The 20517-nt window shown below is 53.3% G+C and carries 16 protein-coding genes; 10 read left to right on the top strand and 6 right to left on the bottom strand.

Annotated features, from left to right (window positions below):
* Nucleotides 1-63: 63 nt before the first annotated feature.
* On the top strand, nucleotides 64-2157 hold the full coding sequence (locus tag TH63_RS11790) for a sulfatase-like hydrolase/transferase (RefSeq protein ID WP_048921112.1): 2094 nt from the start codon (nucleotides 64-66) through the stop codon (nucleotides 2155-2157).
* Between the two features lie 571 nt (nucleotides 2158-2728).
* Here the strand turns inward: TH63_RS11790 and TH63_RS11785 are convergent.
* Both TH63_RS11785 and TH63_RS11780 read right to left on the bottom strand, forming a co-directional pair.
* Entirely contained in the window at nucleotides 2729-3172 is a 444-nt protein-coding gene (locus TH63_RS11785; RefSeq protein WP_048921111.1) for a 6-pyruvoyl trahydropterin synthase family protein, read from the bottom strand.
* 8 nt (nucleotides 3173-3180) lie between these two features.
* Complete coding sequence (locus TH63_RS11780) at nucleotides 3181-4983, bottom strand: nitronate monooxygenase family protein (RefSeq protein WP_048921110.1); 1803 nt, start codon at nucleotides 4981-4983, stop codon at nucleotides 3181-3183.
* 308 nt (nucleotides 4984-5291) lie between these two features.
* On the opposite strand from TH63_RS11780, the gene TH63_RS11775 reads away from it, so the two are divergent.
* On the top strand, nucleotides 5292-6431 hold the full coding sequence (locus TH63_RS11775) for a hypothetical protein (RefSeq protein ID WP_048921109.1): 1140 nt from the start codon (nucleotides 5292-5294) through the stop codon (nucleotides 6429-6431).
* 317 nt (nucleotides 6432-6748) lie between these two features.
* Here TH63_RS11775 and TH63_RS11770 read toward each other — a convergent pair whose 3' ends face one another.
* The 4 genes from TH63_RS11770 to TH63_RS11755 all read right to left on the bottom strand — a co-directional run bounded on the left by TH63_RS11770 (nucleotide 6749) and on the right by TH63_RS11755 (nucleotide 12589).
* Nucleotides 6749-7387: an SCO family protein gene (locus tag TH63_RS11770; protein WP_048921108.1), complete on the bottom strand. Its 639-nt coding sequence runs from the start codon at nucleotides 7385-7387 to the stop codon at nucleotides 6749-6751.
* A 36-nt stretch (nucleotides 7388-7423) separates the two neighbouring features.
* Nucleotides 7424-8167, bottom strand: coding sequence for a formylglycine-generating enzyme family protein (locus TH63_RS11765; RefSeq protein ID WP_048922789.1), 744 nt, complete (start codon nucleotides 8165-8167; stop codon nucleotides 7424-7426).
* A 167-nt stretch (nucleotides 8168-8334) separates the two neighbouring features.
* Nucleotides 8335-9813 carry a copper-containing nitrite reductase gene (nirK, locus tag TH63_RS11760; protein ID WP_082161656.1) on the bottom strand — a complete coding sequence of 493 codons (1479 nt, stop codon included), beginning with the start codon at nucleotides 9811-9813 and terminating at the stop codon, nucleotides 8335-8337.
* A 481-nt stretch (nucleotides 9814-10294) separates the two neighbouring features.
* Nucleotides 10295-12589, bottom strand: a complete 2295-nt coding sequence (locus TH63_RS11755; RefSeq protein ID WP_048921107.1) for a nitric-oxide reductase large subunit — start codon at nucleotides 12587-12589, stop codon at nucleotides 10295-10297.
* A gap of 332 nt (nucleotides 12590-12921) precedes the next feature.
* On the opposite strand from TH63_RS11755, the gene TH63_RS11750 reads away from it, so the two are divergent.
* From TH63_RS11750 to TH63_RS11715, 8 genes are all read left to right on the top strand, one after another.
* Nucleotides 12922-13455, top strand: a complete 534-nt coding sequence (locus TH63_RS11750; RefSeq protein WP_048921106.1) for a c-type cytochrome — start codon at nucleotides 12922-12924, stop codon at nucleotides 13453-13455.
* A gap of 18 nt (nucleotides 13456-13473) precedes the next feature.
* The gene (nosZ, locus tag TH63_RS11745) at nucleotides 13474-15510 is read left to right on the top strand and encodes a Sec-dependent nitrous-oxide reductase (RefSeq protein WP_048921105.1); all 2037 of its coding nucleotides are present in this window, start codon (nucleotides 13474-13476) and stop codon (nucleotides 15508-15510) included.
* A gap of 218 nt (nucleotides 15511-15728) precedes the next feature.
* Nucleotides 15729-16340, top strand: a complete 612-nt coding sequence (locus TH63_RS11740; RefSeq protein ID WP_048921104.1) for a hypothetical protein — start codon at nucleotides 15729-15731, stop codon at nucleotides 16338-16340.
* Entirely contained in the window at nucleotides 16337-16798 is a 462-nt protein-coding gene (locus tag TH63_RS11735) for a nitrous oxide reductase accessory protein NosL (protein ID WP_048921103.1), read from the top strand. Before TH63_RS11740 ends, TH63_RS11735 begins: the two co-directional genes overlap by 4 nt.
* Complete coding sequence (locus TH63_RS11730; RefSeq protein ID WP_053093796.1) at nucleotides 16782-18044, top strand: nitrous oxide reductase family maturation protein NosD; 1263 nt, start codon at nucleotides 16782-16784, stop codon at nucleotides 18042-18044. The genes TH63_RS11735 and TH63_RS11730 overlap by 17 nt, the downstream gene beginning before the upstream one ends.
* Nucleotides 18041-18748 carry an ABC transporter ATP-binding protein gene (locus tag TH63_RS11725; RefSeq protein WP_048921102.1) on the top strand — a complete coding sequence of 236 codons (708 nt, stop codon included), beginning with the start codon at nucleotides 18041-18043 and terminating at the stop codon, nucleotides 18746-18748. The genes TH63_RS11730 and TH63_RS11725 overlap by 4 nt, the downstream gene beginning before the upstream one ends.
* 3 nt (nucleotides 18749-18751) lie before the next feature.
* Nucleotides 18752-19519, top strand: a complete 768-nt coding sequence (locus tag TH63_RS11720) for an ABC transporter permease subunit (RefSeq protein WP_048921101.1) — start codon at nucleotides 18752-18754, stop codon at nucleotides 19517-19519.
* A gap of 356 nt (nucleotides 19520-19875) precedes the next feature.
* Entirely contained in the window at nucleotides 19876-20508 is a 633-nt protein-coding gene (locus TH63_RS11715; protein WP_048921100.1) for a thioredoxin family protein, read from the top strand.
* Nucleotides 20509-20517 lie beyond the last annotated feature (9 nt).

Raw genomic sequence — 20517 nt, 5'->3', positions numbered from 1 at the left:
AAATAAACAATTTCCTTGGTACGGCTTACCTGCCAAAGGATGAATCTTGTCTATAACCCTGCTATGAAAAGGATTTTCCGCCCACTTATTTTATTGGTCCTTATCAGTGTCTGCCTGCCTTTTTCTGGGGCGGCACAAACTAAACCCTCGGTTCCTCAAAAGAAGCAGCCTAATATTATCTTTATCCTGACGGATGATTTGGGGTACGGCGATTTGGGGGTGTTTTTCCAGAAACAGCGCCAAACCAGGAAAGACCGCAGTGAGCCCTGGGCCTACACTCCCAACCTGGATAAGATGGCGGCCCAGGGCGCGGTGCTGGCCCATCATTATGCCGGTGCGCCGGTGTGCGCACCCTCGCGCGCTTCTATATTGCTGGGCCTGAGCCAGGGCCACGCCAACGTGCGGGATAACCAGTTTGACAAAGCACTGGAAGATAACCACACCATGGCCTCAGTGCTGAAAAAGGCGGGCTATGCCACGGCGGCTGTGGGCAAATGGGGGCTGCAGGGCAAAAACAAAAACTGGCCCGGGCATCCCCTCAACCGGGGCTTTGACTATTATCTGGGCTACATACGGCACGGCGATGGGCATGAGCACTACCCCAAAGAAGGCGTCTATCGCGGGGCCAAGGAAGTGTACCAAAACCGCACGGAAATAGCAGCCACCCTGGACAAATGCTACACTGCCGATCTCTGGACCGCCGCCTCTAAAAAGTGGATCATAGACCAGGCCAAAGGCAAAGAGAACCCGTTCTTTCTTTACCTGGCCTATGATACCCCGCATGCCGTGCTGGAACTGCCCACCCAAGCCTACCCGGCGGGCGGTGGTTTGAAAGGCGGACTGCAATGGACCGGCAAACCCGGGCAGATGATCAATACCGCCTCCGGAACCGTTGATTCCTGGACCCACCCAGACTACGCCCACGCCACCTATGACCATGACAAGAACCCGGCAACCCCAGAAATCGCCTGGCCCGATGTCTATAAACGCTACGCTACCTCGGTGCGGCGCATTGATGACGCCATTGGCGATCTGCTGCAACTCCTCAAAGACCTGAAGATAGACGAAAACACCCTGGTGGTTTTCTCCTCAGACAACGGGCCATCGCTGGAGTCATACCTGGGCAAGAAAGACAACAACCCAGATTTCTTCAACAGTTTCGGGCCGTTTGACGGGGTGAAGCGCGATGTCTGGGAAGGCGGCGTACGCATGCCGGCCCTGGCCTGGTGGCCCGGTCACATTCCGGCCAACACCGTGGTAAAGACGCCCAATGCCTCGCATGACTGGCTGCCTACCTTCACCCACGCCGCCGGTGTTCCCGCCCCCGCCCGTACCGATGGCGTTTCGCTATTGCCATCGCTCACGGGCAAAGGAAATCAGCAGGAAAGCCTGGTGTATGTAGAATATGAAAACAACGGCAGCACCCCGACTTTGGCCGAGTTTCACCCCGCGCACCAGAAACGGAAACGCGGCCAGATGCAACTCATCCGGTTAGGTGACTATGTAGGCGTGCGGTATGACATCAAAGCCCACTCTAATGACTTTGAAATCTATAACGTGGTGAAGGACCCCCAGGAAGTAAACAACCTGGCCAAGGCCCCGGGCATGGAGAAACTGCAGCAACAGATGAAAGACAAGGTACTGCAGGCACGTAGGCCAGACCCTGAAGCTCCGAGGCCCTATGACCAGGAACTGATGCCTGCCGTGGTAGCCACCAAAACCAAACCAGGCCTGAGCTGGAAAGCCTTCGCCGGTGATTTCCTTTGGGTACCCGAGATCACCTCGCTGCAGGCCACCGCCACCGGGCAAACCCCGCAGCCAATGGGAGACGTTGGTAAGCCAAACCAAAACCTGCTGTTTTTCCAGGGCTACATCAACGCTCCTGCAGATGGTACCTACACCTTTTATCTTACCACCGATGGAGGTGCCTTGCTACGCCTGCATGAGGCCACTGTCTTAGACGCAGATTATGGCTATAAAGTCGGCCAGGAAATAAAAGGAGAGCTTCACTTGAAAGCAGGCCTTCATCCGGTAAGACTCTACTACACCCGTCAGCCGGGCAGCACCGCTGGTTTAGATCTGCAATGGTCTGGGCCTGGTATTTCAAAAAGCAAACTGCCGGCCAGTGTCTTCTTTCAGGATGCTCCGGCTTTGTAGGACCGGGTTAAGCTTGCTTGGCTAAAAATTCAGCTTTCTAGGCAGAAAAGATTAAGCTACGCAATGGTGTTTTATTACATCAGTTAACGCTATATAATCAACTTAAGCCTTAATGCAACTAGAACCTTTGGAATAACACTCAGTCTGATACCAATGATATGCCGTACTAAGCGCAGACTCTCCCCTCAAGGGGAGAGTCTGCGTTGAAGAATCAGTGCTGATGATTTCTGAGAGGAAAGTCAAGAACTTGTAATTCATATGTTTGCATTGACTTTCGTAAATGATATCAGCGGTCGCTAGTGCCATGGTCATTCTCTAAACTTTGGTAAGTCCTTTAAACAGGTTAATTCTACCTTCTTCTGGTTCAAGTTTCCAACTTGGACCCATTATAAGCTGAAGTTTGCAACTTCAGTGAGGCAATAGCCTCAAAGCACACTTTGCCTCCTCTTAAATTCTTAAAAGCAAGCTTCCCTGTTTTAAGGCTGTTTTATGAAAAACGGCCCTAAAACAGGGAAGCTTGCTATGATGCCTATTCTCACCTAAACCAAGAAAGGAAAACCAGAAAATCTGGCTAAAAATTATCAGCTGCGTGCCACTCGCCAAAGGCATTCTCGGTTTCCCAGAGGCGCAGGCTGTGCAGATGGACGGTGGGGGGCAGGTGGGGTTGCAGGCAGTCTTTGATGTAGAGCAACAGGTTCTCGCAGGTGGGTTGGTAGGGCAGGAGCAGCAGTTTGTGGTCCTGCAGTACCGCCAGCAGGGGGGCAGGGCTTTCGTAACGCAGCACCAGGGCGTGGTCCAGTTGCTCCAGTACGTGGGTTTGTACCAGTTGCTTGAGGTCGCCAAAGTCCAGGACCATGCCGTCTTTGGGGTGGCCGGGTGTTTTGATGGGGCTGCCCATAACCGTGATTTCCAGTTTGTAGGAGTGGCCATGGATGTGGCGGCAAAGGCCGTCATAGTGCGCTAACGCGTGCGCCGCCTCAAAAGTGAAGCGGCGCGTGAGTCTGATCGTGTCCATCTCAAACGTTAGGCGTGTACCAAAGAAAGCTGAAGTTGATCCTCGGCTTCCAGCAGTTCATTTAAGGTAATGACCTGGCGTTCCAGTTCATCTGAAGAAAAAAGGGTAGGCAACAGTTCTTTGTAGTAGTTGATGCCTTCCTGCAGGTTCTGCCGAAAAGTCTGCAGGTACTTCTGTTGCTTTTGGTTAAAGTTTTCCAGGTGCTCTTCTTTCTTGTTTTTCCAGTAGGCTACGTACAGGTTCAGCTCATTGATGAACACGTGGGGCCGGTAGGTCTGGTTAAGGGCGTTAAAGCGACCGTAGATATGGTCTACCATTTCCTGCAGCTTAAAGATACCCGAGAAGAACGCCAGGTTAGGTCCTGGACAGATGGCCACGGGGTTGCTGCCTTTCTTGTTGAGGCCATATTCCTCAGTGGCGGTGTTGGCCAGGCCTTCGCAGAGGCACTCTTTGGCTAATACTTTGGCCTCCTCGCGCTGGTAGGCCTCAAGGGACAGTTCCTGAGATTTTAAGTGCTCCAGCTTGCGGCGCTGGTACTTACGGGAGGCCGTGCAGATAGGCTCGTCGGTAAACTCGGTGTTAGAAACCAGGTGTTTCTTGATGCAGGGGCTGCCGGGCTTGCCTTTGTCAATGCGGCTCTGGGTCAGTTGCTCGCTGGTGGTGCCGCGCATGGCGTTGAAGGGTACTCCCAGCGGGGAAATTGGGCTCAGGTACAGGTCATCAGAGGTGGCGTCAGAGAGTTGGGTAAGCGTGTGGGCGTCTACGGTAGTGGCCTCTGGTACCAGCAGGAAAGGGGTTCCCCAGCCTACCGCATCGGCGCCGTAATACTCCAGTAAAAACTCATGCTCCTGGACTGTGCCCAAGCCTCCTTGTACGGTCAGTTTCTGCACCGGGGGTTGGGTGGGTGCCGGAAGGCCTTTGGCGGTAAGAACGGCCTGGCACATGTCCCAAAGTTCGGTCCGGAGGGCCTGGCGGTTCTGCTTGAATTCCTCCAGAATGGGTCCCATTAAAAAACCGTCGGTGGCGAAGGCGTGGCCCCCACAGTTCAAGCCAGACTCTACCCGGAATTCAGAGATCCAGATGCCTTTCTTGGCCAATATTTTACCCTGCACGGCGGCAGACCGGTAATCACTTACCTTTAAAATCACTTTCTTTTCAAACTCACCGGCGGCATTGGGCAGAAAGCAGGGGAACTGGTCCATGTAGCCATAGAGGCGCATGTTCATACCCGCTGAAAACACGATGGAAGATCGCACCTTGCTTTTGGCAAACCCGCGCAGGGCGGCAGAGGCATCGGTGAACTCCGCCGGAAGGGGCTGTCCGTCTGGACCGTAATTGGTCTTGTCCAGCTTGGTCATGATGTTCACGTCAATAGAGCCAGGGGTGACGGCTTCGCGCAATTGGGACTGCAGGTACTGCTGGTAAGGCGCATCAGTAGAGGCCAGCATTTGCTCATACAGCGCGCGGAGCGGGGAGTTGTCGGGCAGCAGTTCAAAGTATTTGGTGAGTTGGGTGCCGGGGGCAAATTCTTCCTGGCGCAAGCGCTCTATCTGCTCGTTCACCACGTCATCTACCAGGTCAAGGTAAGCGGTGGCCCGGCGGGCACGGCCGTCTTCCTCGTCTTTCTGAATAGGCACGTAAGGCTTTTGGAATACGGCAGAATAGTAACGGCGCATGTCTTCCAGCAGGGCGTCATCACAAAGGGAAAGAACGGAGGAAATTCCAAAACGGGCCACCTTTAGTGGGGAGTCAATGGAAAAGGCCAGGCCCATGACCGGGATATGGAACGTGTGCAGAAAATTTTGTAGCATAATGAAGATACAATTAGTGCGGTTAATACTGATTATAGCTGGCAATTTAAAGAGAGGAAAGCGCCCCCACGGAGACCAAGGTCATCCTGTAAGATGACTTTTATCATTTTTGGGAGCCTGTGCGTAATCCTCCATAAAGGGCCCTGGCTGAGAGCAGCTTTTCTGTTTTTGGCCTGTTTTCAGGAAAACAGCCGTAAAACGGAAATCAGGTTTGCGGGCGGCTTTCAGATGTCAGGGGAGAGAGGTAATTTTGCAGGCTAGTTTTGTTGCCGCTGCACGGTGGGGCAAATTGATGGAGGAGAGAAAACGTGGCCGGGAGTGACCCTAAGGATTTTTTTAAGCAACAACCAGAAGCCCCTGCCATTAAAGCAGAGGTGCTGCCGCCGTTCTTCAAATCCTGGGTAGAGGCAAGGCAAGCCGAAGAGACGATTTCCGTAGACAAACCCCTGTTGTACCTGGACCTGCAGGCAGTTCCTAGTAGCACTCCCGAAGTAGCCGCCACCGCTTCCCATAAACTACTCAAGAACCTTTTCATCAGCGCGGGTTCCCGCTATGATGCCAACAAGGCCGTACAGCCGGTCTTTCTGGACGGCAGCAAAGCCGGGCTGCAGCAGTTGCAAGAGCAGGTAGAAGCCCTGCCTTTTTACGAGGACCTGCACCATAAACCCGTGTTTCTGCATTCGCCTGAGACCATAGGTTGGGTAAAGGAACAACTCAGCCAGGGCACCCCGGCCTTTGTGGCTACTGATCCCTTTGGGCACAAGCTGGCCCAGGACCTATGGCACCTGGCGCTGGAACAGGGTCAGTCAGATTTTCTGCTGCTGTTTGAATACAAGCGCCTGGCCTCGGCCTTTAAAACCGCCAAAGAAGGCAGTGCCTTGGCCACTTTGCTGGGTGACCGCTTGCCCAAGATCCGGGAGTTTTTCCTCCGGGCAGGCCACGCCTCTAAAAAAGAGAAGTTCGCGCTGGAGCAGTTCAAGGAAAGCCTGCTGGACAGGGAGTTTCAGACTTCTACCTTTAAGATTAACGCCCCAGGCAAAGATCAGACGCAGTTTTACCTGCTGCTGGTTTCTAAAAATGAATTGGCCCATACCCGGTTCAAGGAACAGCTGCTGCCGTATTGCGAGTACCAGGAAGACGGGGTAGCGCTCTTCGGGGCGAACCAGAAAGCCATTAAGGTGCTGGTGCCCGAGTATTACCAGTACCTGCCGTTCTCCCAGATGAAGCTCACGCAGGATCTGGCCCAGAAGGCGGCCCTTTTCCACAGCATGACCCTGGAAAAAATCTACCAGAAGCACAACGTGGGTACGCCCTACAGCCGCGAAAACTACCTCACGGCCTTTGAGAAACTGAAGGAGGAAGGCAAGATCACGCTACTCAATCCCAAAACCGGGCAAGTGGTCTATAAACTAGCCTTCACCTGCCGGATCAAATTCAAGAAGGAGTAATTTCTCCGTTTTACAAAAAAAAACCGTTTTGAGGCCGTTTTCTGGAAAACGGCCTCAAAACGTAATATCACCTACTAAATGCAGACTCTCCCCTTGAGGGGAGCGCACAGGGGTGTTTACATCTTTTGATGCACGCATTCCTGACAATCTCCCAGAACCAATGGAAAGCACAGAACTTTATAAAGTTTATCTGCAAAGCCCGCTCTCCTGTGTAAACACCCCTCTGCGCTCCCCTCAAGGGGAGAGTCTGGTGTAAGAGACGCTGCTGATGGTTTTTGAGCTGAAAGTTAAGTGCTGATAATTCCTCAATACCCGTTTTACTTCTGAACAGGCGGCAGCAACTCCTTCATTTTGGTGAGGGTTTCCTCTGGAGAGGCGCCCAGGCCTTGCTGCTGATGCACAATTTCGCCTTGGGCGTTGAGCAGGGTGATCAGGTTGGAGTGGGCAAATTCGCCGTTAAGTGCTTTTCTATATTTCACGTTTAAGATCGCGGCCAGTTCCTGTATGTTGTCTGAGGTGCTGGTCAGGAGTGTCCAGCGGTTCAGGTTCAGGTTGTTCTCGGCGGCGAAGGCCTGCAGGCGGGCGGTGGTGTCACGCGCCGGGTCTATGGTCACCAGTACCACGTGGAAGTCATTGGTTTGGTAATCGGCCAGGCCTTTCTCTATGATCTGCAGGTCGGCCACGGTTCTAGGGCAGGCAAAGGCGCAGCTGGTGTAGACCATGGAGACCAGCAGCGGTTTGCCCTTGAAGGCGTCCAGCTTTATTTCCTTGCCAACCTGGGTGGTCCAGTCAGATTCCAGGTTATAGATGGAGAGGTCTGAGACAGGGGCGTTGGCTTGCACGGCAGCAGGGGTGGAGGCCTGGTCCAGCACGGGCTGGTCACCGGGAGTGTCCTGGCAACCGACCAGCAGCCATGCCGCCAGTAAAAGGGGGGTAGAAAAAGAGAAACGTTTCATAGCACTGGTAAATAAAAGTAAACGAACTACCCCGGCTTAGCGGGAGGCCACCGGCATGCTGGAAGCGCACCGGAAGCCCAGGTTGGCCACGGTGTAGTTGGCCTTGAGGCTGGACCGGAACGCATAGCGCATAAAGGCCACGTAGTTTTTCACGTTGGTGGCCCCACTGGCCCCAGACCCGCAGAATTCCTGCTTGTCCAGGCTGGCGTTGGACCGGCCTTCGCCCACCAATAACGCCGAGTTGTAATCCTGGGTCCATTCCCAGACCAGGCCAATCATGCCGTAGGCGCCGTAATAGTTCCTGAAGCTTTCTTTTACCGGCGGCAAGTACTTAGGGTTAGGTTTGCTGTACCATTCCAGGCTGCGTTGGTAAAACTTTTCGTCATTGGTGGCGTCTGGCTTGGTCTCGCTGGCCAGGGCCGCAAACTCCCATTCATTGGAAGTAGGCAGGCGTTTGCCCTGGCACTCACAGTAGGCCTTGGCGGCAAACCAGGAGACGTTGGTGACGGGGCTGTTTTTGATCTTTGCCGCATCGGGGCCCACGCCCAGAGGAGTTGCCCAGTGTTTGAGGTAATTCTGATCCGCGAAGATCTTTTTCACGGTAGCCTTGCGCCATTTAGGGTAGGCCTGCACAAAGGCCTCAAACTGGGCGTTGGTCACAGGGTAGGCGTCTAACTGGAAGGACTGCACTTTCACCGGCTTGGCGTCTGGACCATACAGGGGCACAAAGCTACCGCCTTTGATCATGACCAGACCAGTGGAAGGGTTTTTCTGCGCCATCCCCGCAGGGGGAAAAGCCAGGAGGCAGATAGCAAGTAAAAAGAGGCGGTACATGGCAATAGGGTAAAGAGTACTACTGAAATTAAAATTAAGGCTTCAACTGAAAGGAGCAGAGAGCCGAAGGGGGTGAAGCCTCCGGCCCTCTGCTGCCCAGGGTTTCTTACAGCTTAGTGGCTAGGCGGGGTGGCCCTTACTTTTTTCACCTGTTCAGTGGTTACTTCCACGCCTTTGTTGCCCCACTGGTTATACACGAATGTAAGCACGTTGGCAATCTGCTCATCTGTGAGGGTGAGTTTAGGCATGGTGCTGTTGTAGAGCTCGCCGTTTACTTTTATCTGGCCTTCCAGACCGTGGGCCACTACGCCAATGGCGCGGTTCACATCTGCGTTGAGGTAGTCAGACTTGGCAATGGGCGGGAAAGCGCCTTTGATCCCCTGTCCTTCGGCCTGGTGACAGGCCTGGCAGTTCTGGGTGAACACCGCTTTTCCTAAGGCTATACGTCCGTCTTTGGTAGCGGCCACCGGGGCCAGGGGGGCTTTGGAGTCAGGCATTTCCTGTACGGTGGCGCCTTCAGGCAGATAGATTTTGTCCATGATCTGCCCGGAGTATACTTTTTTGTCTTCCTTGCCCTGCACTTTGAGCATGCCCAGCGCGCCTTTGTTGAAGGCCCTGAAGATGGAGTGGTCTACCAGCACGTAGTTGCCCGGTACATCGGCTTTGAACTCCGTGATGGCGGCGCCCCCGGCCGGAACCAGCGTGGTCTGCACGTTCTCGTTTACTTTAGAGCCGCCTTCCTGGTACACTTTGTCAAAGATCTCACCAATCACGTGGAAGGAAGAGATCAGGTTAGGTCCGCCGTTGCCTACAAAAAGGCGTACGGTTTCGCCGGTTTGCGCGGTAAGGGCTTTCTCACCGGTAAGCGCGCCCACAGAGCCGTTGAACACCACATAGGTAGGTTCTTCTTTCAGGGCTTTGGTCATGTCAAAAGGCTGCAGTCCAGGAGCGCCAAAGTCACCTTTGGTGTAGAAATCGCCTTGCATTACGTAATATTCTTTGTCTACGGCCGGAAGCCCTTCTTTAGGCTCTACCAGAATAAGACCGTACATACCGTTGGCAATGTGCATACCCACCGGGGCAGTGGCGCAATGGTACACGTAGAGACCCGGATTTAGGGCCTTGAAGTCAAAAATGGTTTCGTGACCCGGGGCCGTGAAAGTGGAGGCAGCACCCCCACCAGGACCAGAAACGGCGTGTAAGTCAATGTTGTGTGGGTTTTTGCTGTCTGGGTGGTTCATTAAGTGGAACTCCACCTCGTCTCCTTCCCGTATTCTTATGAATTTACCCGGTACGGAGCCCCCAAAGGTCCAGAAGGTATATTCCACGCCATCGGCTAATTTTTGTACTACTTCGGTTACCTCCAGGCGCACCACCACTTTGGCTGGGTACTTCCGGGCAATGGGCCGGGGCACGTTGGGTGCGTTGGTCAGCTCTGCCTCTATCTGCGGAAGAACTTTAGAGCCGGCCGCAATGGCCGCCGAGGCGATCTCCCTTTCTTTTTTCACATCGGTGCAAGAGAAGAGCAGGCCCAGGCAGTAGATTGCAATCCCGAGGAATTGAACCGCTTTGGTTTTGGTAGAGGTTTTCATGGCTGATAAAAGGTTGGTTCTTAATTGTATAGATATGTAAAAGTAGGTTGATTTTCAAGAGTAATGGATGATGCCTGTCACCCGGGAAAATGATAGGTATTACTTTTTTGAGTATAGTCAACCAACCCAGGCAAACCCCTGATTTCGGGCCTTGACCCCTACTTTGGGAATGAGGCTTAAAAGTGAATGGTGCCTGAATTTAAGGGCTTGGAGGTTTTTGTTTTAGAGGTGTTTTCTGAAAAACGGCCCTAAAACAGGGGAGCGGGTATTAGCAATATTTTGGTTTCTGCTTTCTGCAAAAAGAAAGACCCTGCCAGGGCAACGGGTACGCTAAAACCAGTTTGTTGCTCGTGGCAGGGCCTAACGGGAAATAAGAACTAGACTTTCTGTTTTGGGCCTGTTTTCAGGAAATGGGGCTTAAAACAGCGGCCTTTCCTGAAAACAGATCCTTCCTTTTCCTTTTATGAAGAAGAGAAAGCGCTTACCGCACCATCTTCTCCCGTTTGCGTTCTACGCTTTGGGCCACGTCTTCATCTTCTTCCAGAGACCAGCCGGTCTTGAGCCCCACCACGAACCAGGCCAAAGCGCCCACGCCCACGGCGAAGATGGTGTCCCCAATTACGCGCATCCAGCGCAAGGTTTCCATGGTGTCTGTCTGCATGAATTCCATGGAGCGGGCGTACCACAGGCCGTATTTCACGCTGGCCCAGGTTTGCATCAAGCCAATTGGCAGCACGCTGATCAGGACCATAAGGGCCAACCCGATGTTGATGGACCAGAAGGCGAAGCTGATCACGCCATCTTTCCAGCGTCTGCGGCCCGAAAGACCTTTGAGCACGAACAGCATCAGGCCTATGCCCAGCACGCCGTACACCCCAAACAAAGCGGTGTGGCCGTGCACCGGGGTAGTGTTGAGCCCCTGCATGTAATAGAGTGCGATGGGAGGGTTGATCAGGAAGCCGAACACGCCGGCCCCAACCAGGTTCCAGAAGGCTACTGCAATAAAGCAGTAGATAGGCCACTTGTAGGCCACAATCCATTGGGTAATCTTACTGATCTTGAAGTTATGGTAGGCCTCAAACCCAATCAAGACCAATGGCACCACTTCCAGGGCGCTAAAGGTGGCGCCCAAAGCCATCACCGACGTAGGCGTGCCGCTGAAGTACAAGTGGTGGAAGGTGCCTATGATCCCGCCAAACAGGAAGATGATGGTGGAGAACAACACGGTGGCGGTGGCCAGTTTTACCTCCAGCAAGCCCATTCGCACAAACAGGAAGGCAATCACCACGGTGGCAAACACTTCAAAGAAGCCTTCTACCCAAAGGTGGACCACCCACCAGCGCCAGTATTCGGCCACCGCCAGGTTGGTGTGCTGGCCCCACATAAGGCCGGCGGCCCAGAACAAGGCAATAGCAGCCGAGGAGATCATGAACATGCCCAGCAAATGGCGGCCTTCGGCTTCTCTTCTAAAGGCAGGCAAAATAGCGAGCACCATCAAAAACAGCCACAGGAACAAGCCAATCAGCAGAAATATCTGCCAGAACCTGCCCAGGTCCACGTACTCATAGCCCTGGTGCCCAAACCAGAAGTTTTGCGCGTAGCCCAGTTTCTGCATAACGCCATACCACTGGCCGGCCAGAGAGCCTACCACAATAATGAGGAAGCAGATAAACAGGAAGTTCACGCCCAGACGCTGGAATTTAGGCTCATACCCAGACACGGCCGGGGCAATGTAGAGACCAGTGGCCAGCCAGGAAGTGGCAATCCAGAAGATGGCCAACTGTACGTGCCAGGTGCGGGTAATGGAGTAGGGCAGGAAGTTGGCCAGATCAAAGCCGTACAGGGCCTGGCCTTCCACGCCGTAGTGCGCAGTTACCACACCCAGCGTGATCTGCACCACAAACAAGGCGGTCACAATCCAGAAGTATTTCAGCGTAGCCTTCATGGAAGGGGTGGCCTGCAGCCCCAGCAGGGGATCTTCCTTAGGGAGTTTTTCTATATCTATCTCCTCTTCTTTGTTAGAGGCATAATAGAAGGCCAGCAGCCCGATACCGGCTATCAAGACAATCACGGAGAAACCGGTCCAGATGATCAGGTCACTGCTGGGGCGGTTGCCCACCAGTTCCTCGGCGGGCCAGTTATTGGTATAGGTAATGTCCAGGCCGGGGCGCTGGGTCACGCAGGCCCATGACGCCCAGAAGAAGAAGGCGTTCATTTTGCGCATGCGCACGGGGTCCTGCACCGTGTTGTCTTTCATGGCGTAGGCATCACGGTACTTGGCCAGGGCCGGATCATTCATAAAGAGCCCGGTGTAATGCTCGCTTACGCCGGCAATGGCCTCGGCGCGCAGGTCTGAGATAGCCAGGGTGCCGGTGGCGGGATCATAGGTGTTGGCCCTGATCTGCTGTTGCAGGCGGGCCTGCAGCATGGCCTTGGTTTCTACGTCCAGCGCGTCAAACTTGGTGCCTTTGGCCTCCTGGGCCCAGCGGTCCAGAAAGAACATGGCTTCTTTATGTAGCCAGTCGGCGGTCCAGTCTGGGGCTACATAGGCGCCATGGCCCCAGATGGAGCCCAGTTCCTGACCCCCAATAGATTGCCAGACATTCTGCCCGTCTTTGATGTCCTGGGCGGTGAAAATGGTTTTGCCCGAGGCAGTGACCACTTTGTCAGGGATAGGCGGCGCCTTCCGGTAAATCTCAGATCCGTAGTACCCGAGAACAGCAAAGGAACCCACCATGACGGCAATGAATCCCAGCCAGAGTTTTTTGTACTTCATGATTGTAATAGGTAAAAGTTAATTCAAAAGCGGGTTGAAAAAGTGGAGCCAGAATACCGGGTGCAGGCTCCTTGGCATTAAGGTTTTGGTTATTAGAGAGCCTGAAGAGTGAAATATGATCTGGCCCGCTATTATCCCCAATACCCCAACCCAAGGTCTGCCCCGTGTTTTCTCTGGTATTTGTTGTTCAAAGGTCTTACCGCAGGGCAAGAGAGAAAATGACAATGGTCATTAATAAAAGAGATTAAGGTCCTTTATTAATTTTAGTGGGGCAAATACATTTGTTCAGAAATCAATCACCACCCATCCTTTTAACCTTAATTTTTAAACCCATGAAAAAACAGCTTATCCAATTTATTAACCGCATCAAAACTCCGCTGAAAGTGAACGCGGTAGCGCTGGTGTGCGCCGCTCTTTTGTTTAGTTGCTCCTCAGAAAAGAAAGAAACCAAAGAAGAATATAACATTAAGGAAGAGACCACCACAGAGGCACCCGTGGCCGCTGAGGCGCCCGCCGCAGATGAAGGCAAAGGGGTGGGGCCGGTGAAATCAGTAGAAGTAGGGGCAGAGGTAGACCAGGCGCTGGCTGCTACCGGCAAGTCCCTTTTTGAGGGAAAATGCTCGGCCTGCCACCAGTTGTCTGACCAAAAAGTTGTAGGTCCTGGCCTGGCCGGGGTGACCGAACGCCGCAAACCGGAGTGGATCATGAACATGGTCATCAATCCTGAGGAAATGACCAAGCAGGACCCCACCGCCAAGAAACTTCTGGCCGAGCACTTAACGCAAATGACCAACCAGAACGTGAATGAGCAAGATGCCCGCGCCCTTCTGGAATACCTGAGGCAAAACGATAAATCTAAAGGTTAATTAATCTCACCCTATTCTATGGAAACAATCCTGAATAAACTGAGAAAGGCCGCGCCTGCCGCCGCTCTTCTCCTAACGGTAGCTGCCGGCACGGCCCTGCAAGGCTGCCAAAAGACCAATGGCAATGACGCCACCGGGGCTACCGCCTCGGCGCTCTCTTCAGATGCCGCCTCACAGGTGTATGTGGCGCCGGGCAAGCATGATGAGCTGTACTCCTTCCTGTCTGGTGGGTTTAACGGCCAGGTGTCTGTGTATGGCCTGCCGTCTGGCCGCCTGCTCAAGATCATTCCGGTGTTCTCACAGCACGCAGAGAACGGCTATGGCTACTCAGAAGAGTCAAAGGCCATGCTACAGACTTCCCACGGCTTTGTTCCCTGGGATGACCTCCATCACCCTAAGCTGTCGCGCTCCAAAGGCATGACCGACGGGCGCTGGCTGTTTGTGAACGGTAACAACACCCCGCGGGTAGCCAGAATTGACTTGACCACGTTTGAGACCGTGGAGATCATGGAACTGCCTAACAGCGCCGGTAACCACTGCTCTCCGTACCCTACCAACAACAATGAGTACGTGATTGCCGGTACCCGTTTCAGCGTTCCGCTGGACATGAAAGGCGGCACCGGCGATGTAAGCCTTGACTCATACAAAGACACCTTTAGGGGCTCTATCTCCTTTATCAAGGTAGACCAGGAGAAAGGTGACATGGACCTGGACTTCCAGATTCTGGTGCCCGGCTTTGACTATGACCTGGCCAACGGCGGCAAAGGACCTTCTGAGGACTGGGTGTTCTTTACCACCTATAATTCTGAGAAAGCCGGTACTTTGAAAGAAGTAGGCGCCTCACAGAATGACAAGGACTACCTGGCGGCGGTGAACTGGAAACTGGCGGCTAAATATGCCAAAGAAGGCAAAGCCCGCGAGATGCCGGCTAACTACTACCACAACAAAATGGACAAGGGCACGCACACCGCCAAGTCAACGGTGAAGAAAAAAGTGCGCTACCTGCTGCCCGAAGACTGCCCAGGTCTGATGTACCTGCTGCCTGCTCCTAAATCGCCGCATGGCATAGACGTAGACCCAAGCGGTGAGTTTATGGTGGTGAGTGGTAAACTGGCTTCGGCTATTCCGGTTTTCTCTTTCTCTAAAATGCAGGAAGCCATCAAGAACAAGCAGTTTGACGGCGAGAAAAATGGCATTCCGGTATTGAAATACGAGTCTGTACTGGCCGCCGAGGTGAAAGAACCAGGCCTGGGGCCGTTGCACACGGAGTTTGACGGCAAAGGAAACGCCTACACCTCTATGTTCGTGTCTTCTGAGATTGTGAAATGGAAGCTGAAAGACTTTAAAGTGGTAGACAGAATTCCGGTGTACTACTCTGTAGGTCACTTAATGATCCCGGGCGGTGACACCAAAGAGCCATATGGCAAATACCTGGTGGCCATGAACAAGATCACCAAAGACCGTTACCTGCCTACTGGCCCAGAACTGGCCCACGCCGCGCAGTTGATTGACATCAGCGGTGAGAAGATGAAGCTGCTCCTTGACTTCCCAACCGTGGCCGAACCGCACTACGCGCAGGCCATTAAAGCAGACCTGGTAGCCCCTAAGAGCGTGAAATTCCATAAGCTGGACGAGAACAAGCACGCCTATGTGGCCAAGAAGGAAAGTGACGCCAGCGTGACCCGCCAGGGCAACGTGGTGCGCGTGAAAATGACCGCCATCAGAAGCCACATGACCCCAGACAACATTGAGGGGGTGCAGGTAGGAGATACGGTGTACTTCCACGTGACCAACCTGGAGCAAGACTGGGACGTACCGCACGGCTTTGCGATCATGGGCGCCAACAACGCCGAGACCCTGATCATGCCAGGTGCCACCCAGACCCTGAAATGGGTGCCTAAGAAAGCGGGTGTGTTCCCCTTCTACTGCACCGACTTCTGCTCTGCCCTGCACCAGGAGATGCAAGGTTACCTAAGGGTGTCTCCAAAAGGATCTAACGTGCCTATCTCGTTCTCCACCGGCAAGAAAAAAGCCGCCAGTGTAGCCCTGAAATAGAGAGGATTGACATTGGTGGGGCTGCTCCGGCAGCCCCCACCAATAATTTCCTGGTTTGGGCCTATTTTCAGAAAAACTGGCTTGAAACAGGTACCTGACCGGGCCCTGGCCCAACAAAAACAGGGGGTGCGTTTTAGGGCCGTTTTGGCCAAAACAGGCTTAAAACAGCTTAGCCTGCAAGCAGAAACCCCAACCAACCTTTTCTAACCCAACTAAGGATGAAAACCTCTTCTAGAGTACTGATGGTGGTAGCCGCCTTATCACTGGGCCTGTTGTTTCTCTTTCCTATGTGGAAGATTTACCTGAAAGCCCCCCAATACCCCGAAGGCCTGGAAATGCATATCTGGGTCAATAAAATCTCCGGTAACACCGAAAGCTCCCTCCAAAACTTCAATATCCTCAACCACTACATTGGCATGGAGCCCATCCACGCCGAGTCTTTCAAAGAACTTACCATCATGCCTTACCTGGTGATCGGGTTTATAGTGACGGGGGTGCTGGTGGCTTTTATAGGCCGGCGCAGGCTGGTGCTGGCCTGGTCTGCGCTGCTCATGCTGGGCGGGGCCGTGGGCCTGCTGGATTTCTACCTGTGGCTTGAAAAATTTGGCACCAACCTTAGCCCTACCGCCCCCATTAAGGTACCGGGCATGACCTATGTTCCCCCGCTGTTAGGAAGTAAAACCCTGCTCAACTTTGACGCGCTTTCTTTGCCCGGCTGGGGTAGTTTAGGAGTGTTTCTGGCGGTGGTGATTTCTCTGCTTATTTATTTTCTCACGCCTAAAATGGCAAAACCACAGGAAATCCTGCGGCCTAAACCAACCCTGGTATGAAAGACTTATCCCTTCTTTTTATCCTGATGCTGCTCATTGGGATCATGGGGAGCTGCCAGGTGGAGCCCAAACCAATACCGTTTGGCGCCGCCAACTGCGCCCACTGCAACATGACCGTGGCAGATAACCGCTTCGGCGCCGAAATAGTGAATGAGAAAGGGAAAGCCTTCTTCTTTGACTCCGGTGAATGCCTGATAGCTTATCTGAAAGAGCAACCAGAGCTCCAGGATAAAGCCGCTTTTGTGCTGGTGAGTGACTTTACCAATCCCTCTAAACTGATAGATGCCCGCCAGGCTACCTATGTGCAAAGCAAAGCCATTCCCAGCCCCATGGGAATGCATTTACTGGCGGTAGAGAATAAATCGTCGGCGGTGGCGCTGCAACAAGAAAACGGCGGCCGTCTGCTTACCTGGAACGAAGCCGTGTTGGCGGTTCAAAACAATGAAAGACCTGAGTAAACATATCTTTTTCCTGGCCATGGTGCTGGGGCTGCTGGGCGCTTTTGAGGCTACAGCCGCCACGCTTATCGTGTGCAAGACCTGTGCCTATAGCTCGGTGAAACAGGCCGTGCAGAAAGCCCGGCCCGGTGACACGGTGCTGGTAAAAGCGGGCCTTTACCGCGAGCACGGCATAGAGATCAACAAACCCATTACCCTCTTGGGCCAGAAAAACGCCGTTATTGACGGAAACTACAAAGGCCAGATCATCACCGTTACCGCCGACCGGGTGAAGGTGCAGGGGCTGACGCTTAAAAACATCAAAACCAGTTATATCAGGGATGACGCCGCCATACGGGTGGTGGAGCGCAGCCAGGTACAGATCCTGAACAATACCATCCTTAACTCTTACTTCGGGATTTACCTGCAGAACTCAGACAACTGCGTGATCAGGGGAAACGTGGTGTGGGGCAAAGATGTCACCGACCAGAACGAGTCTTCGCTGGGCAATGCCATCCATCTCTGGCACTGCAACAACGCTCTTATCGCTAATAACCAGGTGAAAGGCCACCGCGACGGTATTTACCTGGAGTTTGTGGAAGACAGCCACGTGAAAGACAACCTAAGCCAGCACAACCTGCGCTACGGCCTGCATTTCATGTTCTCCAACGGCAACGTGTACACCCACAATACCTTCCGGCGGAACGGCGCTGGTGTGGCCGTGATGTATACCCGCAACATCAGAATGGAGCACAACACCTTTGAAGAAAACTGGGGCGCGGCGTCTTACGGCCTGCTTTTGAAGGAGATTTCGCAGAGCGTGATCAAGCACAACACCTTTAGGCGCAACACCGCCGGCATTTACATGGAAAGCTCCAGCCGGCTCACCGTGTACAAGAACAGCTTTGACCACAACGGCTGGGCCATTCGGCTGCTCACCAGTTGCATTGAAGACACCTTCAAACTCAACAACTTCACCAGCAACTCCTTTGACGTGAGCACCAACGGCAACTCCACAGACAACTACTTCGCCCACAACTACTGGGACAAGTACGCGGGCTATGACCTCAACAAAGACAAGGTGGGTGACGTGCCGTACCGGCCGGTGAGCCTGTACTCCATGCTGGTAGAGAAGGTGCCACCGTCTGTCATGTTCATGCGCAGCTTTATGGTAGACATGATGGATAACCTGGAAAAGGTGCTGCCCAGTTTCATTCCGGAGAATCTGCTGGATGTAAAACCGATGATGAGGAGGATAGAAAGATGATTAAGATAGAAAACTTATGCAAGTCTTACGGCAAGTTGCCGGTGCTCCGCAACGTGAGCATTGACTTTGCCCTGGGCCGGGTTATTTCCATCATCGGGCCTAATGGGTCAGGGAAGACCACGTTGAGCAAATGCCTGCTGGGCATGGTGCTGCCAGACAGCGGTGATATTAAACTCTCTGGCAAGAGCATCCTTAACAAGCACGCTTACCGCAGCCAGATTGGCTATATGCCCCAGATTGGCCGCTACCCAGAGAACATGAAAATACGGCAGGTGGTGAGCATGATCCGGGACATCAGGAAAGACGTAAAGGAGATTGACGAGGAGTTGATTGGCCTTTACGGGCTGGAAGCCATGTATGACAAAAGCATGGGTTCTCTCTCAGGGGGCACCAAGCAGAAAGTGAGCGCGGCCCTGGCGTTCATGTTCAACCCCCAGATCCTGATCCTGGATGAACCTACCGCCGGCCTGGACCCCATCTCCGCGGAGATTCTCAAGTGCAAAATCCTGAAGGAAAAGAAAAAAGGGAAGCTGATTTTGATCACCTCGCACATTATGAGCGAGGTGGAGGAGGTAGCAGATGAGGTGATGTGCCTTATGGACGGACAGCTTAAATTCCATGAGACCATTGCCACCCTTAAGGCCCAGGCCAAGGAAGAACGCCTGAGCCGGGCCATTGCCAAAATCATGAACGAGGAGGACTAAGCCATGACCAAGATCATCAAATACGTTTTCTATGACATTGTCCGGAACAAAATTGTACTGGCTTACACGCTGTTCCTGTTATTGCTCTCCATAGGCCTGTTCAACCTGGGCGGCAGCCCCGATAAAGGAATCCTTAGCCTGTTGAACCTGATCCTGCTCACCGTGCCTTTGATCAGTATTGTCTTTGCCACCACGCACTTTTACAACTCCTATGAGTTCATTGAGCTGCTGGTAGCGCAACCCATTAACCGCAAGAAAATCTTCATGAGCGAATACCTGGGCGTGGCCTGTTCGCTGTCGGGGGCGTTTCTTTTGGGGGTAGGGGTGCCGGTGTTGTTGTTCGGGGCCAGCGTGACGGGCCTTTACCTGGTCCTCACGGGCGTGCTCATCACCTTCATCTTTGTAGGGCTGGCATTTCTGGCCTCGGTGCTCACCCGTGACAAGGCAAAGGGCATAGGCATTTCACTGCTGCTCTGGTTTTACTTCGCGCTTATCTATGACGGCATTGTGTTGTTCATCCTGTATTCCTTCAGTGATTATCCCCTGGAAAATGCCACGCTGGGCCTCACCGCCCTTAACCCTATTGACCTAGGCCGCATTATTGTGCTGCTCAACCTGGACGTGTCTGCCCTCATGGGGTACACAGGCGCACTGTACAAGAGTATACTGGGCGGGCTCTGGGGTATCACGCTGTCCTTCGGACTGCTGGTGGTCTGGATTCTGGTGCCTGTTTTGAGCTCCAACAGAATCTTTTCCAGAAAGGACATTTAAAAAACCAAATATCCAAAACAGTTCTGTTTTAAGGCTGTTTTGTAGAAAGTAGGCCCAAAACAGAAGTACATCTTCTGGGGCTGGGTCGATGAATACTTTTTGTTAGAAGGTTGGTTAAAGACGCAGGCTCAAGGCCTGCGTCTTTCTTTTGAGGTGGCTTTCGCGGAGCGGAGGAAGAAAGGAATTCTGTTTTGGGCCTGTTTTGGCCAAAACAGGCCCAAAACGGCCAACGCTAACATGCTGTTTTACAGTATGTAGTAGTCAGGATTTTAGGGCAATGGCAGCGGCAGGGGTGATGGATATCATTTTCTGGCGGAAGGGAGGAAGGTACCTTTGTCAGATAAAAAAACAGCAAGATGAAAACATTGGCCATATCTGAAATTGAGTTAGTGAATCCGTTGACCTATGTGGCCTACCGGGCCCTGGTGGAGGAAGTAGTGGAACAGAAAACCACCACCGGAGACGAGCCCACCCCAGAACGCATTGACTTCACCAAACTGAACCTGCAGCGCATGAAGCGGGTAGAAAAGCAGTTTGCGCTTACCCCAGAACTTGGCAAGCTCCTGCAAACCCACCAACCCGACTGGAAATGGCTGGTGTTGGTAGAAGCCTGGTGTGGCGATGGCGCCCAACTGGTTCCGGCCATGGCGGGCATCGCCGAAGAAATCCCGTCTATAGAATTGACTATCCTGCTCCGCGACCAGAATCCTGCCCTCATGGATACCTGCCTGAGCAACGGGGCCCGTGCCATTTGTCTGGATGCTGCCACGGGCGAGCATCTGTTTACCTGGGGTGCCCGGCCAACCGCCATTCAGGAACAACTGCTGGGCTACAAAGCCGAAAACCCCGATGCCACACACGAGCAACTTATGACCCAGGTGCATACCTGGTACGCCAAAGACCGCAGCCGCGCTTTCCAGCAAGATCTGCTGGCGCTGGTACAGCAAGCCGTGGCCACAGCCCAACTTAACCCAGAGGCAGCGGTATAAAGAGTACCG

The organism is Rufibacter radiotolerans, from assembly GCF_001078055.1.
In the GTDB taxonomy this organism is placed as follows: domain Bacteria; phylum Bacteroidota; class Bacteroidia; order Cytophagales; family Hymenobacteraceae; genus Nibribacter; species Nibribacter radiotolerans.
The sequence above is the reverse complement of the archived record's forward strand: the minus strand, read 5'-3'. Positions and strand labels throughout refer to the sequence as shown.

Coding starts and splice junctions, on each gene's coding strand:
- TH63_RS11790 (WP_048921112.1), top strand. CDS start 64: ATGAAAAGGATTTTCCGCCCACTTATTTTATTGGTCCTTATCAGTGTC.
- TH63_RS11785 (WP_048921111.1), bottom strand. CDS start 3,172: ATGGACACGATCAGACTCACGCGCCGCTTCACTTTTGAGGCGGCGCAC.
- TH63_RS11780 (WP_048921110.1), bottom strand. CDS start 4,983: ATGCTACAAAATTTTCTGCACACGTTCCATATCCCGGTCATGGGCCTG.
- TH63_RS11770 (WP_048921108.1), bottom strand. CDS start 7,387: ATGAAACGTTTCTCTTTTTCTACCCCCCTTTTACTGGCGGCATGGCTG.
- TH63_RS11765 (WP_048922789.1), bottom strand. CDS start 8,167: ATGGCGCAGAAAAACCCTTCCACTGGTCTGGTCATGATCAAAGGCGGT.
- nirK (WP_082161656.1), bottom strand. CDS start 9,813: ATGAAAACCTCTACCAAAACCAAAGCGGTTCAATTCCTCGGGATTGCA.
- TH63_RS11755 (WP_048921107.1), bottom strand. CDS start 12,589: ATGAAGTACAAAAAACTCTGGCTGGGATTCATTGCCGTCATGGTGGGT.
- TH63_RS11750 (WP_048921106.1), top strand. CDS start 12,922: ATGAAAAAACAGCTTATCCAATTTATTAACCGCATCAAAACTCCGCTG.
- nosZ (WP_048921105.1), top strand. CDS start 13,474: ATGGAAACAATCCTGAATAAACTGAGAAAGGCCGCGCCTGCCGCCGCT.
- TH63_RS11740 (WP_048921104.1), top strand. CDS start 15,729: ATGAAAACCTCTTCTAGAGTACTGATGGTGGTAGCCGCCTTATCACTG.
- TH63_RS11735 (WP_048921103.1), top strand. CDS start 16,337: ATGAAAGACTTATCCCTTCTTTTTATCCTGATGCTGCTCATTGGGATC.
- TH63_RS11730 (WP_053093796.1), top strand. CDS start 16,782: ATGAAAGACCTGAGTAAACATATCTTTTTCCTGGCCATGGTGCTGGGG.
- TH63_RS11725 (WP_048921102.1), top strand. CDS start 18,041: ATGATTAAGATAGAAAACTTATGCAAGTCTTACGGCAAGTTGCCGGTG.
- TH63_RS11720 (WP_048921101.1), top strand. CDS start 18,752: ATGACCAAGATCATCAAATACGTTTTCTATGACATTGTCCGGAACAAA.
- TH63_RS11715 (WP_048921100.1), top strand. CDS start 19,876: ATGAAAACATTGGCCATATCTGAAATTGAGTTAGTGAATCCGTTGACC.